Raw genomic sequence first — 14326 nt, 5'->3', positions numbered from 1 at the left:
GTCCGCGCCTTTCTCAGACCTTCTCGACTTCAGGCCGCCCGAGAATGCCGGACGGCATGAAGACGAGGACGATGGCAAGCAGCGAGAAAGCCGCGACATCCTTGTATTCGATGGAGAAATAGGCCGACCACAAGGTCTCCACCAGGCCGATGATGAGCCCGCCGAGCACGGCGCCCGGCAGCGAGCCGATGCCGCCGAGAACGGCGGCGGTGAAGGCCTTCACCCCCGGCACGAAGCCGTCGGCGAAGCTCACGACGCCATAGTAGAGGAGGTACATGGTGCCGGCGACGGCAGCGAGCGCGGCGCCCATCACGAAGGTGAGCGAGATCGTCCGGTCCACATTGATGCCCACGAGGGCGGCCATGCGCCGATCCTGCTCGCAGGCACGCTGGGCGCGCCCGAGCGACGTCTTCTGCACCACGTACCAGAAGATGGCGAGCAGAACAGCCGTCGTGACCATGATGATGATCTGCTTGTAGGACAGGGCCACGGCATAACCGTCACGCTCGAAGAGCACGATCACGTCGCGCACCATGGGCGGGATCGGCTTGTTGCGCGCGCCCTGCGAAACCTGGACGAAATTGGACAGGAAGATCGACACGCCGATGGCGGAGATGAGCGGCGCGAGGCGGAAGGAGCCGCGCAGCGGGCGATAGGCCATGCGCTCCAGTGTCCAGCCCCAGAGGGATGTCAGCAGCATGGCGCCGATCATGACGATGATCAGAGCAATGGCGATGGAGCCGATGCCGAGCCAGGCCGTGACGAAGAGAAAGAGCATGAGCGCGATGAACGCGCTGAGCATGAAGACGTCGCCGTGGGCGAAATTAATCATGCCGATGATGCCGAAAACCATCGTGTAGCCGATGGCAATGAGGCCATAGATAGACCCCAGCGTCAGCCCGTTGATGAGCTGCTGTACGAAAACTTCCATAATCGACCGTTCCCCTGATGGGTGGGCCCTCGTTTTTCTTGTCGCCCGCCTCGTGTCGGCGAAAACACGGGGCGGAAAGAGACCACCGGAACAACACTGTGCTTAGCAACGGTGATCGGTCAAGACAATTGCCAAGACTGCCCCGGCGGGCAAAAAAGCAACGGATGCTCCGTCCGCGCCCCGACATGCGACAAAAAATTGCGCTGCGCCGGCTGCGCTACGCTGCTCCGGCCCGTGGTTGTCGGCGGACCCCTTCGTCGCCGCCCGCATAAGCCCGCCGGTTGGTGTCTGCGCATTTCCATGCTGGCTCGCCCCAATTGATCATATTCATATATTATTCATATAGTAAAAAATATTTATTGATCATCATTTTATAAATACACTGTATTCTACAAATCTATTGTGGCGATGGCTTTATCTGCATTTCTTCCTGCAAAGGGAGGGCGAGCCAACGTAGGTTTGGGACGATGAGTTCTGTGGACAACGATGTAGACGTATCCTGCGGTGCAGAGGCCCAGTCGCTGGCCGAGCGGGCCTACCGTGCCATCGAGGACATGGTTGTGCGGCTCGATCTGCCGCCCGGTTCCCGCCTGACCGAGAATGACCTGTCACAGCGGGTCGGCTTCGGCCGCACCCCCGTACGCGAGGCGCTGCAGCGCCTCCATTACGACGGGCTCGTGCGTGTCTTTCCCCGCAAGGGCATTGCCGTGTCCGAGATCAACCCGCTCGAGGTGCTCGTGGCGCTCGATGTCTGCGTCGGAATCGAGCGGCTGGTCGCCGCGGGCGCCGCCCGCCGCATCGCGTGCGGGGCGCAGGCGGTGACGGAGCGGCTGGCGGGCATGCAGAGCAAGCAGGTCCATGCCGCCGGCGGACCGTTAGCCGTGACGGAGCAACTGGCCTCGGCAATGGCACGGGCGGCCGGGACGGGCGACGTCGTCGGCTTTGTCGAGGCCGACAAGGCGATCGACAGGACGCTCGCAGAGCTGTCGGGAAATCCCTATGCCGCCCGGGCCCTCATGCCGCTGCAGGCGATGGCCCGCCGGGCTTGGTTGTTCTTTCGCCGCGCGAGCGACCTCGTGCCCGCGGCGCGTCGGCACGAGGACCTGCTTCGCGCCGTCGGCACGGGCGACGTGCAGGCGGCCGAAGCGGCTGCGGACGCGCTCGTCGCCCATCTGCGCGAGAGCATCAAGGACGCCGTCAGCCGCCTCTAGCGCGACATGCCCCTGCTCCTCGATCCGGCCGCCGGTTGCTTCGCCGTTCGTGCCGCGCCATATGAAAAGGCCGCAGGAGGCCTTGATGCACCGGGTTTTCATCGACGACGCATTCGGCGATGCGCATGACGACCATGCCGCAACGCCTACCGAGCAGGCGTTTCGCGAGGCCATGAGCCGCGTGCCCGGTGCCGTGCATGTTGTCACGACTGCCGGTGCCGCGGGACGCATGGGCTTCACGGCGACTTCCGTCGCGGCGGTCTCCGATGCGCCACCGACGGTGCTCGTGTGCCTCAACCGGGCCAGCCAGGTCCTGCCGGTCCTCGAGGCCAACGGGGTCTTCTGCGTCAATACGCTGGCCGGTGGCGAGGGGGCGCTCGCCGATGTCTTCGCCGGCCGCACCGGCCTGTTCGGCACCGCGCGATTCCGGTCGGGCGGCTGGACGACGCTGGACACGGGTGCTCCGACGCTCGTCACCGCGCGGGCGGCCGTGGACTGCCGCCTCGTCAAGGCGGTCGATGCCGCGACGCACCGCATCCTCATCGGCGAGGTTCAGGCGCTCGCCGTCGGCGCCGAGGGGGACAGCCTCGTCTACAAGGGGCGCCGCTACCACGCCCTGTAAAGGCCTCAGCCGCGCAGGAAGTCGCCGGCCACCTGGTTGAACGCGGCCTCCGCCTCGACGTTGGAAATGTGCGCAGCCTCGAGGATCACTAGCGAGGAGCCGGCGATGGCCTCGTGGATCTGGCGGCCGGCGGCGAGCGGCGTGGCCGGATCATGCGCGCCGACGACGACCAGCACGGGGTTCTTCGCCGCCCGGATCTCCCAGCGCTGGTCCATGTCGCGGATGGCGGCACAGCATCCGGCATAGCCGTGGGCGGGTGTCGTCACGATCATCTCGCGCATGGCGGCGATCGTCTGCGGCGCCCGCTCACGAAAGCCTGTCGTGAACCAGCGCTCGACCGTCGCGTCGGCAAGCGCCGCCATGCCGGCGCGCCGGGCGGTGCGGATGCGGCCGTTCCAGAGCTCGGGCGGTCCCATGTGCGCGGAGGTGTTGGCCAGGACCACCCGCTCGAGCCGTTCCGGCGCATGCGTCATGAGCCACATGCCGACCATGCCGCCCTTGGAGACGCCGCACCAATGGGCCTTCGCGATGCCGAAATGGTCGAGGATCGCCACGGCATCGCGGCCGAGTTCGGCTATGGAATAGGGCCTGTCCGGCGCGACCGAGGCGCCGTGCCCGCGCGAATCATAGCGCAGGATGCAGAAGTGCGATTGCCAGGCGCGCACCTGCGCGTCCCACATCGACATGTTGGATGACAGCGAGTTGGACAGCATGAGAACCGGGGCGTCCTTCGGCCCGTCCATGCGCACGTTGAACGGCTCGCCAGCGATGTCGATGATCGTCATGTATCGCGCTCCTCCCTGACCGCGAGCATCTCGCGCAGGTTATGCCGTCGGCGCAAGGGGGCCGAGGGGGCAACTGCAGCCCGTCATGCGTCCGAGGGGCTGGTCGCGCCTGCGTTCTTGCGTAGATTGGAGCGGATCGAACCGGCCCGCTCGCACCAGGCGGCAAAGACGACGAGGGAGGCAACCCATGGCCATGACGATGACGGGCGAGAACATCCTGCCGGCGGACCGGGCCACGGTCTGGGAAAAGCTCAACGACCCGGAGGTGCTCAAGGCCTGCATTCCAGGCTGCGAGGAACTGGAGCGGACGGAGGATAACGGCTTCCGCGCAGTGGCGAAGGTGAAGGTCGGGCCGGTGAAGGCGACCTTCAAGGGCAAGGTCGTGCTCTCGGACATCGACGCGCCGAACGGCTATACCATCACCGGCGAAGGCGAGGGGGGCGTCGCCGGCTTCGCCAAGGGCGGGGCCAAGGTGCAGCTCGCCGACGTGCCGGAGGGCACGAAGCTGACCTATGACGTCGAGGCGCAGATCGGCGGCAAGCTCGCCCAGCTCGGCGGCCGGCTGATCAACGGCGTCGCCAAGAAATACGCCGACGAGTTCTTCGCCAATTTCGCCAAGGTGGTGGGAGCGGAGGAGGCGGCCTGACAGGCCGTGCGAGCGACGCGCGGCGGGAGGCGAGCTCCGCCCGCCGCATCCAGCGACATCTCACGATTTCCTGCGGCACCGCAACCCGATCTGGCCCCGGGGGCGTCCTGTCCGGGAATCGGAACCGGCAAACCCTTCGAACTGTGAATTGACCGACTGCCCGCTGGCACCGCGAAACCGGATGCCGGACAAGGGCGGATTATTTTTTAGTCATTCATCCGAGGGTTTTCAGAATGGGCCGAGTCTCGGCGTTTCACCCGCCCGTTGCCGGCAAGACACGGGCAGAGGATTTCAACCAGCAACGGCGCGCCGTCGGGACGAGCGCACAATGGGTGGCTGAACACGGCCGACCCCAGCGGCACGGCAGGCCGCCGCTGCCCCCGTCGCCCCGCGCGCCGGGGATCGCTCTTGTCGCTGCGATCCTGCTGGCCGTCGACTACGGGGCCAATGCGGAAGCGGTTCTCCGCACGCGGGGCGAGCAGATGCCCCATGGCGGTCCCCGGCCGAACCCGCAATCGCAGCGGGATGGTCGCGGCAGCGGGGCGACCCAGGCGGCCGGGAACGCCACCGCCCTTTCGCCGGCGCCGGCGCGACCTGCGGGCGGGCCTCCATCCGGTCCTGCCCCTGCCGGCGGCGAGCCGCCGCATCCCGTCGTTCCCGGTCTGCGGCCGAGTCCGGCGTCCCGCCATCCGAGGGCTGCCGGGCCGGCGCGCACGGCCGCGACGGCCTCGATGAAATGCAAGGACGACCACAGCATGCAGATCCACGACGCGATACAGGCTCCGCCCAGCCGACGCGGCGTCGGCGAGGAGGTGATCCGGCGGGAGGGGCACGACCCGCACGAGGAGGTGAGCGTCACCGACCATATGCCGCTCGGCGTCGGCGGCGCGAGCATCCCCGCCAAGATGAGCCGGATCGATGTCTACCTCGACGACCAGATATCGGTGTTTCCGTTCTTCCATCGGGACGTGCCCGACGAGGTCAAGAAACTTCCTGATCTGAACAAGCTCTTCGATCAGCGGTTTTCCGAATACATCGGCGAGGTCGCGGCTTCCTTTTCCGAGGCGGTGTCCGACAAACTGTCGCAGATGGGCATCGCGGCAGGCGACGACGCGTCCATCCTCACCGTGCACGGCCGGGTGATGGCCAGCAAGGGCGGGCATTTCGAGATGCTCTATCCCCAGGGGCAGCAGGGCTATCTCCTGAAGATCACCCAAGGCGGCGAGGCGCGTTACTTTGCATTGTCGAACAAGCTGTGCGGCCTCGTCACCCCGGTTCCCGCGGATGAGGCCGGCCGTAACGCCTGGCTCGCTCAACATGCCGATCTGTTCTTCGAGGCGGATGTGCAGAACACGATGCTGCCGGCCGCTTCGTATTCCGCACGCCCTCACAAGGAGGGGCTCGATGCCAACAGTGCCGTGCAGGAAAGCGCCCTCGACATCGTCTCACATGCCATCCTGCCCCTGAAGGACGAGGCGTTCGGCGAGACCGATCTCGAAGCCGCCATTCATCTGGCACGCAGCGCCATCCTGCCCTACTACGAAGCGGGCCGGGAGCTGAGCGACGGCGAGATCAAAGAGGCGCTGAAGGCCGCCGGACTCGAGACTCTGGTCCTCGCCGGAGGGCGCGTCATCAAGGGGGGAGCGCAAACCCTCACCAAGGGCGTGCGAAAGGCCTTCGGCAAGGGCAAGTCGGCGCTGAAGGGGGCCGCCGACGCCGTCGGGGATGCTCTTGCCGGCCGCGCAAAGCCCAGCGGCCGCGGCGTCAAGGCGACGCATGCGGGCCTGCCGATGGGCGCCGGATCGGGCCGTTCGGGCCGGTTGAAACACGCTGCCAGCGAAGTCGTGAGGACATTCAGCCCCGGCGCGCAGGATCTGCGCTCGCCGTCCGTCACGAATGACCTGAAGGAGATCGGGGCTCTGGTGAGGGGCGACCGGCAGATTCAGAAGTTTCTGTCCTGCCCGAAGGAGGGCTGCGAAGCGGCGCTCGAACCCGTCATCGCCGCGCTGAAGGGGGCGGGCTACGAAACGCGCGTCCGCGGCATGTATCTGTGGAGCAACGCCAATATCGACGCCCCCAAGAATCACTTCCTTGTCCTCGCAAAAAAGCACGGCGTCGACTATGCGGTCGACGTAACCGCCGGGCAGTTCAGCGAGTTCGGCTTCTCGGGCGCCCTCATCAACACGGAGGAGGCCTGGGCGAAGACGCTCCATGACGCAGCCAGGCGCACGCTGATCAAGTACAGGGATTTCAAGACGCCGCAGGCCGCTCGGTCGGCCTTCCATCCGCTCAAGGCCGTCGGGCCCACCGATGCGCTCGAGGGTTCGGTCATCCTGTCCAGCCCGCGCTGGTACGGCGTCGCCAAGAAGACCGTCGAGATCTACAAGTTCATCGACAGGAAGAGCGGCATCTACAGGAAGGCGAAGGTGACGCGCTACCACGTCACGCGGCAGGGCAGGGGCTGATGCCTTGACGCTACCGTAAGCGGGGGATCGAAGGGCGCGACGCGGGGTCACCGCGTCCGCCGCTTTCTCCGACGGAGGTATCGCCACGTTCGATATTTTACGGCGCAAAGCGCAAAAAACGACTGCCAGCCGGTTCTCATTCAACCCTTGACCCCCGATTCCGGCCGGTTCAGACTGGATTTCGACCAGTTCCAGGGTAGGGGTCTCGATCCTGGTATCCCGTGTCCGATGTCGCCGTAAGCGACCATCGCAACGAGCCGCACGCACGTGCGCGCCTAAGGGGAGGGTTCCGAATGACCACCGTGACGATGACGGTGAACGGCAAGACCGTCAGCGCGGATGTCGAGCCGCGCACGCTGCTCGTACAGTTCCTGCGTGAAAACCTGAAGCTCACCGGCACCCATGTGGGCTGCGACACCAGCCAATGCGGCGCCTGCGTCGTGCATCTCGACGGTGTCGCCGTCAAGAGCTGCACGACGCTCGCGGTCAGCTGCGAGGGCGCGTCGGTCACGACGATCGAGGGCCTTGCCGCCGGCGGCAAGCTGCATCCCATGCAGGAGGCCTTCCGTGACAACCACGGCCTGCAGTGCGGTTTCTGCACGCCGGGCATGATCATGGCTGCCATCGACATCGTGAACCGGTGCGGGCACGACCTTGCCGAGCACACCATCCGCGAAGAGCTTGAGGGCAACATCTGCCGCTGCACCGGCTATCACAACATCGTCAAGGCCGTTGCCGCCGGGGCCGAGGCCATGCGGGCCTCATCGCTCGCGCAGGCCGCCGAATAGCGTGCCGCTCGGTCCGGCGGAGCAAGGCTCCGTCCGCCGCCGGAACAACGGATCGCGTGTCGAGCCGGCCGTCCGAGAGCCTGTGCCGCGCGCTGCAGTTTCTGGGAGGAAACGATGTCCGTGACGCATATCGGCGCTGCCGTGCGCCGCAAGGAAGACCAGCGCTTCATCACTGGCCGCGGCCAATACACCGACGACCTGTCGCGCCCGGGCCAGGCTTACGCCTATTTCCTGCGCTCGCCCCATGCCCATGCGAAGATCCGCTCGATCGATACCGCCAAGGCCGTGGCCATGCCGGGCGTCGTCGCCGTGCTGACGGGCGAGGATCTGGCGAAGGACAACGTTGGTGGGCTGATCTGCGGCTGGATGATCCATTCCAAGGATGGCACGCCGATGAAGGCGGGGCCGCACCCGGCGCTGGCGCAGGGCAAGGTGCGTTATGTCGGCGACCATGTGGCTGTCGTGATCGCCGAGAGCCTCGCCGAGGCCAAGGACGCGGCCGAGGCCGTCGAGGTCGATTACGAGGTGCTCCCCGCCGTCGTCGATCCCGCCCTGGCACAGAAGGCGACGAAGGGCGCCGAGCCGGTGCACGCGATCGCGCCCGACAATACCGTCTTTGCCTGGCATCTCGGCGACAAGGCGGCCACCGACGCCGCCTTCAAGCGGGCCAAGCACGTCACGACGATCGATCTCGTCAACAACCGGCTCATCCCCAATGCGCTCGAGCCGCGGGCGGCGATCGGCGACTACGATCCGGGGACGGACGCCTATACGCTCTACACCACGAGCCAGAACCCGCATGTGGCGCGGCTTGTGCTGTCGGCCTTCGTCGGCATTGCGCCCGAACACAAGCTGCGCGTCATCGCGCCGGACGTCGGCGGCGGCTTCGGCTCCAAGATCTTCATCTATGCCGAGGAGACCGTATGCGTCTGGGCGGCGAAGAAGGTCGGGCGGCCGGTGAAATGGACGGCCGAACGTACCGAGGCCTTCCTCGCCGACGCCCACGGGCGTGACCACGTTTCCCATGCCGAACTCGCGACGGACGACAAGGGCAAAATCCTCGGCCTTCGGGTGAAGACCACCGCCAATCTCGGCGCCTATCTCTCCACCTTCGCTTCCTCGGTGCCGACCTATCTCTATGCGCCGCTCCTGTCCGGGCAGTACGACATTCCGGCGATCTATTGCGAGGTCGATGGCGTCTACACCAATACCGCGCCGGTCGATGCCTATCGCGGAGCCGGGCGGCCGGAGGCAACCTTCGTCGTCGAGCGCCTCATGGAGGTGGCGGCGCGGCAACTCGGCATCGACCCGGCACAGTTCCGCAAGCGCAACTACATCAGGAAGTTCCCGCATCAGACGCCGGTCATCATGAACTACGACGTCGGCGACTATCACGCCTCGCTGCAGAAGGCGCTGGAACTCGCCGATTACAGGAACTTCGGCAAGCGCAAGCGCGAAAGCGCGCGGCGCGGCAAGCTGCGCGGCATCGGGTTCTCGTCCTACATCGAGGCCTGCGGCATCGCCCCCTCGCAGGCCGTGGGCTCGCTTGGCGCGGGCGTCGGCCTGTGGGAATCGGCGGAGGTGCGCGTCAATCCGACCGGCTCGGTCGAGGTGCTGACCGGCTCGCACAGCCACGGTCAGGGTCACGAGACGACCTTTGCGCAACTCGTGTCGGACCGGCTCGGCATTCCCATCGACCAGGTGACCGTGGTGCATGGCGATACTGACAAGGTGCAGTTCGGCATGGGCACCTATGGCTCGCGCTCGGGTGCCGTCGGCATGTCGGCCATCGCCAAGGCGCTCGACAAGGTCATCGCCAAGGGCAAGAAGGTCGCCGCCCACGTCCTCGAGGCGGCGGAAGGGGACATCGAGTTCAAGGACGGCCGGTTCGCCGTCGCCGGCACGGACAAGGCGCTCGGCTTTGGCGAAGTGGCGCTGCAGGCCTATATCGCCCATAAGTTCTCGGGCCAGGAGCTGGAGCCAGGGCTCAAGGAAGGAGCGTTCTACGACCCGACCAACTTCACCTTCCCGGCGGGGGTGCACATCTGCGAGGTCGAGGTCGACCCGCAGACCGGTGTCACCCGCATCGAGCGCTGGACCGCTGTGGACGATTTCGGTGTCGTCATCAATCCGATGATCGTCGAGGGCCAGGTGCACGGCGGTATCGCACAGGGTGTCGGCCAGGCGCTGCTCGAGGGCGCGCGCTACGACAAGGACGGGCAGCTGGTGACGGCGAGCTTCATGGACTACTGCATGCCGCGCGCCGACGACCTGCCGTCATTCAACGTGGGCATGACGTCGACGCCGTGCCCCTCCAACCCCCTTGGCATCAAGGGCTGCGGCGAGGCGGGGGCCATCGCCGCGCCGGCCGCTGTCGTCAATGCCATCACGGATGCGCTCGGCCATGAGGACATCGCCATGCCGGCGACGCCGCAGGCCGTCTGGCGCGCCTGCCGCAAGGCGCCGATGCGCATGGCGGCAGAATAGGGCTCAGGATCGGGACAGGCCCCGCCGCGCCCCGCGGCGGGGATATCGGAACGGGGAGAAATCCATGTACGCCTTCGACTACCACCGGCCGACGAGCCTGAGGCAGGCGGCTAACATGCTGGCGAAGAACGGAGATGCCAAGCTGCTCGCCGGCGGCCACACGCTCCTCCCGACCATGAAGCAGCGGCTCGCCGCGCCTTCGGCCATCATCGACCTCAATGCGGTCGCGGAACTGTCGGGCATCGAGCTCAGGGGTCGCTCGCTCGTCATCGGCGCCATGACGCGGCACGCGGCCGTCGCTACGTCGCCCGTGGTGCGCGAGGCGCTGCCGGCGCTCTGCGAACTCGCCGAGGGCATCGGCGACCCGCATGTGCGCAACCGCGGCACCATCGGCGGCTCCATTGCCAACAACGACCCGGCGGCGGACTATCCGGCGGCGTGCCTCGCGCTCGGGGCGACCATCGTCACCAACAAGCGCAAGCTCCCGGCCGAGGAGTTCTTCACGGGCCTGTTCGAGACGGCGCTGGAGGAAGGGGAGATCGTGACGAAGATCGCCTTCCCCCTCGTCGGCAAGGCGGCCTACGAGAAATTCCCCAACCCCGCCTCGCGCTATGCGCTCGTCGGTGTCTTCGTCGCCAAGCGCGGCGGCGACATCCGCGTCGCGGTGACGGGCGCGGGCGGCGACGGCGTCTTCCGCGTGCCGGCCATGGAGGAGGCGCTGAAAAAGCGCTTCTCGCCGAAATCCCTCGAAGGCGTGACGGTGCCGGCCGACGGGCTCAACAGCGACATCCATGCGGATGCGGAATACCGCGCCCACCTCATCGGCGTCATGGCCCGCCGCGCGGTGGCGAAGGCGGCGAACCGGGGGTGACCGGGCGGGCAGACCCGTCGCGCTCATCTGGAGGGACGCGCCCTCCTCTTGTCATGCCCGGCCTCGTGCCGGGCATCCACGCGTTGACATGCCGCTCGATGTGCAGGACGTGGATGGCCGGGACAGATCCGGCCATGACGGGCGGGGAAGGTGTGCGCCATGTCCGGCGGCAAGCCGCGTGGGCGATGACGGGCGCCTCCCGGCTTTCCTCCCATCGCGGCTGTGCGTAACCTGCGCTCCGATCACCCATTGACGAAGGACCGCATGACCCAGCCCCTTCATCTCCCCACCTCCATCGACGAGACGGTCAAACTCCTCAAATCGGCCGGCTATGTCAGCGACAGGCCGCTGGCGACGGTGCTGTTCCTGGCGCTGACGATGGAGCGGCCGCTCTTCCTCGAGGGCGAGGCAGGGGTGGGCAAGACCGAGATCGCCAAAGTGCTGGCGACCTCGCTCGGCCGCCGCCTGGTGCGGCTGCAGTGCTACGAGGGGCTCGACGTCGCCTCCGCTGTCTACGAATGGAACTATGCGGCGCAGATGATGGCGATCCGCCTCGCCGAGGCGGCGGGCACCGTCGACCGCGAGCAGCTCGAGCACGACATCTTCTCCGAGCGCTACCTCTTGCGCCGGCCGCTGCTGCAGGCGCTCGAGGGCGACACCGCCGGCCCGCCGGTGCTTCTCATCGACGAACTCGATCGTGCGGACGAAGCCTTCGAGGCTTTCCTGCTCGAGGTGCTGGCGGATTCCCAGGTCACGGTACCCGAACTCGGTACCATCCGTGCGGAACGCCCACCCATCGTCATCATCACCTCCAACCGCACGCGCGAGATCCATGACGCCCTGAAGCGGCGCTGCCTCTACCACTGGGTGGACTATCCGACGGCGGTGCGCGAACTCGCCATCCTCAAGGCCAAGGTGCCGCAGGCGCCGGCGCGCCTGTCGAAGGAGGTGGTGGCCTTCGTGCAGGCGCTGCGGCGCGAGGAGGTGTTCAAGGTGCCGGGCGTCGCCGAGACACTGGACTGGGCCACGGCGCTCGTGGAGCTCGACGCCGTGGCGCTCGACCCGGCCATCGTCTCCGACACCCTCGGCGTGCTCCTGAAATATCAGGACGACATCCAGAAGCTGCAGGGCTCGAAGGTCAAGGAGATGCTCGATGCCGTGCACGCCGACCTGAGGGCGGCGGAGTAGCCGGCGCTTCGGCAGAAAAGCGGCGATCACCTTCCCTCGAGACGAAGGGCGGGCAGCCGGCGGCGGCTCGTGCATCGCAGCATGAGAGCCTATATGGTACCGGGATGCAGGGGATCGATGCCGGCATGGACGGCAAGCTCACCGAGAACGTTGCCTATTTCGCCCGGGCGCTGCGCGCTGCCGGCCTGCCGGTCGGGCCGGGCAGCGTCGTCGATGCCGTGCAGGCCGTCGCCGCGGCGGGCATCGGCGGGCGCGAGGACTTTTACTGGATCCTGCATGCCGTCTTCGTGAAGAAGCACGAGCACAGCGCGCTTTTCGACCAGGCCTTCCGCCTCTTCTGGCGCCGGCGGGCGCTCGTCGAGAAGCTCATCGCCATGATGAGTCCCATCGCGCCGGGCAGTCCGACCGAGGACAAGCGGCCGCCGGGCGCGGCGCGTATCGCCGATGCCATGGCCCCGCCGCTCCGCCCGCCCGAAGAGGTGCGCGAGGAGGTCGAGTTCTCCGCCCGTCTCACCGTTTCCGATCGCGAGGTGCTGCGGACCAAGGACTTCGCCCAGATGAGCGCGTCCGAGATCGCCCGCGCCCGTCAGCTCATCGCCCGGCTGCGCCTGCCGGCCGACAGGGTGAAGACGCGCCGCTACGCCGCCGACCCGCACGGCAGCCGCATCGACGCGCGCCGGAGCCTGCGCCGCACCTTGCGGGCCGGCGGTGGCCTCATCGAGCTCGCCAGGCGCGAGCGGGCCGAGAAGCACCCGCCGGTGGTGGCGCTGGTCGACATCTCGGGCTCGATGGCGGAGTACAGCCGCATCTTCCTGCATTTCCTGCATGCGCTCACCGAGAGTCGTCGGCGGGTGACGAGCTTCGTCTTCGGCACGCGGCTCACCAACATCACGCGCGAGCTCAAGGCGCGCGACCCGGACGAGGCGCTGGCGCGGGCCGGTGCGCTGGTGCGCGACTGGGAGGGCGGCACGCGCATCGCCACCTCGCTCGCAGCCTTCAACCGGCACTGGTCGCGGCGCGTGCTGGCGCAGGGAGCGGTCGTTCTCCTGTTCACCGATGGGCTGGAGCGCGATGTGGGCGACGACCTCTCCTTCGAGATGGACCGGCTGCACCGCTCCTGCCGCCGGCTTGTGTGGCTCAACCCGCTCCTGCGCTTCGACGGGTTCGAGGCGCGGGCGCGCGGCATCAGGGCCATGCTGCCGCATGTGGACGATTTCAGGACGCTGCATAATCTTGCCGCGATGGAAGAGCTGTGCGCGGCGCTCGCCGGGCCGGCGCGCCGGGCGGAGGATCCGCGGCGCTGGCTGGCGGCGGCCTGAGGCCGCCGGAAAGGGACGAACCGATGTTCGCGAACGAGGAAGACATCCTGAAACAGGCGGAGAAGTGGAAGCACGAGGGCCGCGAGGTCGCCATCGCCACGGTGGTCGAGACCTGGGGCTCGGCGCCACGGCCGGTCGGCAGCCATCTCGTCATCGACGGGGAGGGCAATTTCCTCGGCTCCGTCTCGGGGGGGTGCGTCGAGGGCGCGGTGGTGACGGAAGCGCTCGAGGTCATCGACGAGGGCAGCCCGCGCATGCTGGAGTTCGGCGTCGCCGACGAGACAGCCTGGAAGGTCGGGCTGTCCTGCGGCGGGCGTATCAGGGTCTATCTCGAGCCGCTCGATTGAGCGGCGGCGCAGCCGGGCAGCAGGGGAAGGGAACATGCCGCCGATCGAAACACTCATCGCCTTTGCCGCAGCGACCGCGGTCTTCGCCTATATGCCGGGGCCGGCGATGCTCTATGCCGCGGCGCAGACCTTCGCGCGCGGCCGGCGCGCCGGCTTCATGGCGGCGCTCGGCATCCATCTTGGCTGCTATGCGCATGTGCTGGCGACGGCCTTCGGCCTGTCGGCGCTGCTCGCGCTCGTGCCCGTCGCCTTCACGGTCATCAAGGTGCTCGGCGCCGCCTATCTCGTCTGGCTCGGCCTCAGGATGATCCTGCAGAAGGCAGACGCCGGGGCGTCGGAGGCGGCGGCTCCGAAATCGGCCCGCCGGGCCTTTGCCGAAAGCGTCATGGTGGAGGTGCTCAACCCCAAGGCGGCGCTGTTCTTCCTCGCCTTCCTGCCGCAGTTCGTCGATGCCGGGGCGGGGCTGCCGGTCTGGCAGCAGCTGCTCATCCTCGGCACGATCGTCAATTTCGCCTTCTCCTCGGCGGATATCGCGGTCGTGCTGACGGCCTCGGCGGTGATGCGGCGCCTCGGGCGGGGCGGCTGGGGCGAAAGGCTGACGCGGATCGCGGGCGGTTCGCTGCTGGTCGGGCTCGGCGTCAAGCTGGCGACGGACAAGAGTTGAGG

Annotated in this window: 13 protein-coding genes; 11 read left to right on the top strand and 2 right to left on the bottom strand. The window is 67.4% G+C overall.

Annotated features, from left to right (window positions below; all coding sequences use genetic code 11):
• Nucleotides 1–13: 13 nt before the first annotated feature.
• A complete protein-coding gene (locus ASC46_RS00390) occupies nucleotides 14–931 on the bottom strand; it encodes an ABC transporter permease subunit (protein WP_055457330.1) in 918 nt (305 codons plus the stop codon).
• Nucleotides 932–1407: 476 nt separating this feature from the next.
• Between ASC46_RS00390 and ASC46_RS00385 the strand changes: the two genes are divergently transcribed.
• Both ASC46_RS00385 and ASC46_RS00380 read left to right on the top strand, forming a co-directional pair.
• Nucleotides 1408–2142, top strand: a complete 735-nt coding sequence (locus tag ASC46_RS00385; protein ID WP_055457329.1) for a GntR family transcriptional regulator — start codon at nucleotides 1408–1410, stop codon at nucleotides 2140–2142.
• An 85-nt stretch (nucleotides 2143–2227) separates the two neighbouring features.
• Nucleotides 2228–2764: a flavin reductase gene (locus tag ASC46_RS00380; protein WP_071923969.1), complete on the top strand. Its 537-nt coding sequence runs from the start codon at nucleotides 2228–2230 to the stop codon at nucleotides 2762–2764.
• 5 nt (nucleotides 2765–2769) lie between these two features.
• On the opposite strand, the gene pcaD is transcribed toward ASC46_RS00380, so the two are convergent.
• Complete coding sequence (pcaD, locus tag ASC46_RS00375) at nucleotides 2770–3549, bottom strand: 3-oxoadipate enol-lactonase (protein WP_055457328.1); 780 nt, start codon at nucleotides 3547–3549, stop codon at nucleotides 2770–2772.
• Nucleotides 3550–3736: 187 nt separating this feature from the next.
• Between pcaD and ASC46_RS00370 the strand changes: the two genes are divergently transcribed.
• The 9 genes from ASC46_RS00370 (at nucleotide 3737) to ASC46_RS00330 (ending at nucleotide 14324) form a co-directional block, all read left to right on the top strand.
• Complete coding sequence (locus tag ASC46_RS00370; RefSeq protein ID WP_055457327.1) at nucleotides 3737–4195, top strand: SRPBCC family protein; 459 nt, start codon at nucleotides 3737–3739, stop codon at nucleotides 4193–4195.
• Nucleotides 4196–4950: 755 nt separating this feature from the next.
• On the top strand, nucleotides 4951–6660 hold the full coding sequence (locus tag ASC46_RS00365; RefSeq protein ID WP_157672306.1) for a hypothetical protein: 1710 nt from the start codon (nucleotides 4951–4953) through the stop codon (nucleotides 6658–6660).
• 293 nt (nucleotides 6661–6953) lie between these two features.
• Nucleotides 6954–7448: a (2Fe-2S)-binding protein gene (locus tag ASC46_RS00360; RefSeq protein ID WP_055457325.1), complete on the top strand. Its 495-nt coding sequence runs from the start codon at nucleotides 6954–6956 to the stop codon at nucleotides 7446–7448.
• Nucleotides 7449–7562: 114 nt separating this feature from the next.
• Nucleotides 7563–9935, top strand: a complete 2373-nt coding sequence (locus ASC46_RS00355; RefSeq protein ID WP_055457324.1) for a xanthine dehydrogenase family protein molybdopterin-binding subunit — start codon at nucleotides 7563–7565, stop codon at nucleotides 9933–9935.
• A gap of 64 nt (nucleotides 9936–9999) precedes the next feature.
• Nucleotides 10000–10806 carry an FAD binding domain-containing protein gene (locus ASC46_RS00350; RefSeq protein WP_055457323.1) on the top strand — a complete coding sequence of 269 codons (807 nt, stop codon included), beginning with the start codon at nucleotides 10000–10002 and terminating at the stop codon, nucleotides 10804–10806.
• Between the two features lie 264 nt (nucleotides 10807–11070).
• Nucleotides 11071–11994, top strand: a complete 924-nt coding sequence (locus ASC46_RS00345) for an AAA family ATPase (protein ID WP_055457872.1) — start codon at nucleotides 11071–11073, stop codon at nucleotides 11992–11994.
• A gap of 104 nt (nucleotides 11995–12098) precedes the next feature.
• Entirely contained in the window at nucleotides 12099–13313 is a 1215-nt protein-coding gene (locus tag ASC46_RS00340) for a vWA domain-containing protein (protein WP_096335307.1), read from the top strand.
• A gap of 23 nt (nucleotides 13314–13336) precedes the next feature.
• A complete protein-coding gene (locus ASC46_RS00335; protein WP_019400496.1) occupies nucleotides 13337–13660 on the top strand; it encodes an XdhC family protein in 324 nt (107 codons plus the stop codon).
• Nucleotides 13661–13694: 34 nt separating this feature from the next.
• Nucleotides 13695–14324, top strand: coding sequence for a LysE family translocator (locus ASC46_RS00330; RefSeq protein ID WP_055457322.1), 630 nt, complete (start codon nucleotides 13695–13697; stop codon nucleotides 14322–14324).
• Nucleotides 14325–14326 lie beyond the last annotated feature (2 nt).

This window comes from Chelatococcus sambhunathii (assembly GCF_001418005.1).
Lineage (GTDB): Bacteria > Pseudomonadota > Alphaproteobacteria > Rhizobiales > Beijerinckiaceae > Chelatococcus_A > Chelatococcus_A sambhunathii.
This window is presented reverse-complemented; position numbering and strand designations above follow the sequence as displayed.

Bases quoted from the DNA above. Each gene is read 5' to 3' on its own strand.
- ASC46_RS00350 (WP_055457323.1), top strand. From the start codon at position 10,000: ATGTACGCCTTCGACTACCACCGGCCGACGAGCCTGAGGCAGGCGGCT.
- ASC46_RS00370 (WP_055457327.1), top strand. From the start codon at position 3,737: ATGGCCATGACGATGACGGGCGAGAACATCCTGCCGGCGGACCGGGCC.
- ASC46_RS00355 (WP_055457324.1), top strand. From the start codon at position 7,563: ATGTCCGTGACGCATATCGGCGCTGCCGTGCGCCGCAAGGAAGACCAG.
- ASC46_RS00335 (WP_019400496.1), top strand. From the start codon at position 13,337: ATGTTCGCGAACGAGGAAGACATCCTGAAACAGGCGGAGAAGTGGAAG.
- ASC46_RS00340 (WP_096335307.1), top strand. From the start codon at position 12,099: ATGCAGGGGATCGATGCCGGCATGGACGGCAAGCTCACCGAGAACGTT.
- ASC46_RS00345 (WP_055457872.1), top strand. From the start codon at position 11,071: ATGACCCAGCCCCTTCATCTCCCCACCTCCATCGACGAGACGGTCAAA.
- ASC46_RS00380 (WP_071923969.1), top strand. From the start codon at position 2,228: ATGCACCGGGTTTTCATCGACGACGCATTCGGCGATGCGCATGACGAC.
- ASC46_RS00330 (WP_055457322.1), top strand. From the start codon at position 13,695: ATGCCGCCGATCGAAACACTCATCGCCTTTGCCGCAGCGACCGCGGTC.
- pcaD (WP_055457328.1), bottom strand. From the start codon at position 3,549: ATGACGATCATCGACATCGCTGGCGAGCCGTTCAACGTGCGCATGGAC.
- ASC46_RS00390 (WP_055457330.1), bottom strand. From the start codon at position 931: ATGGAAGTTTTCGTACAGCAGCTCATCAACGGGCTGACGCTGGGGTCT.
- ASC46_RS00360 (WP_055457325.1), top strand. From the start codon at position 6,954: ATGACCACCGTGACGATGACGGTGAACGGCAAGACCGTCAGCGCGGAT.
- ASC46_RS00365 (WP_157672306.1), top strand. From the start codon at position 4,951: ATGCAGATCCACGACGCGATACAGGCTCCGCCCAGCCGACGCGGCGTC.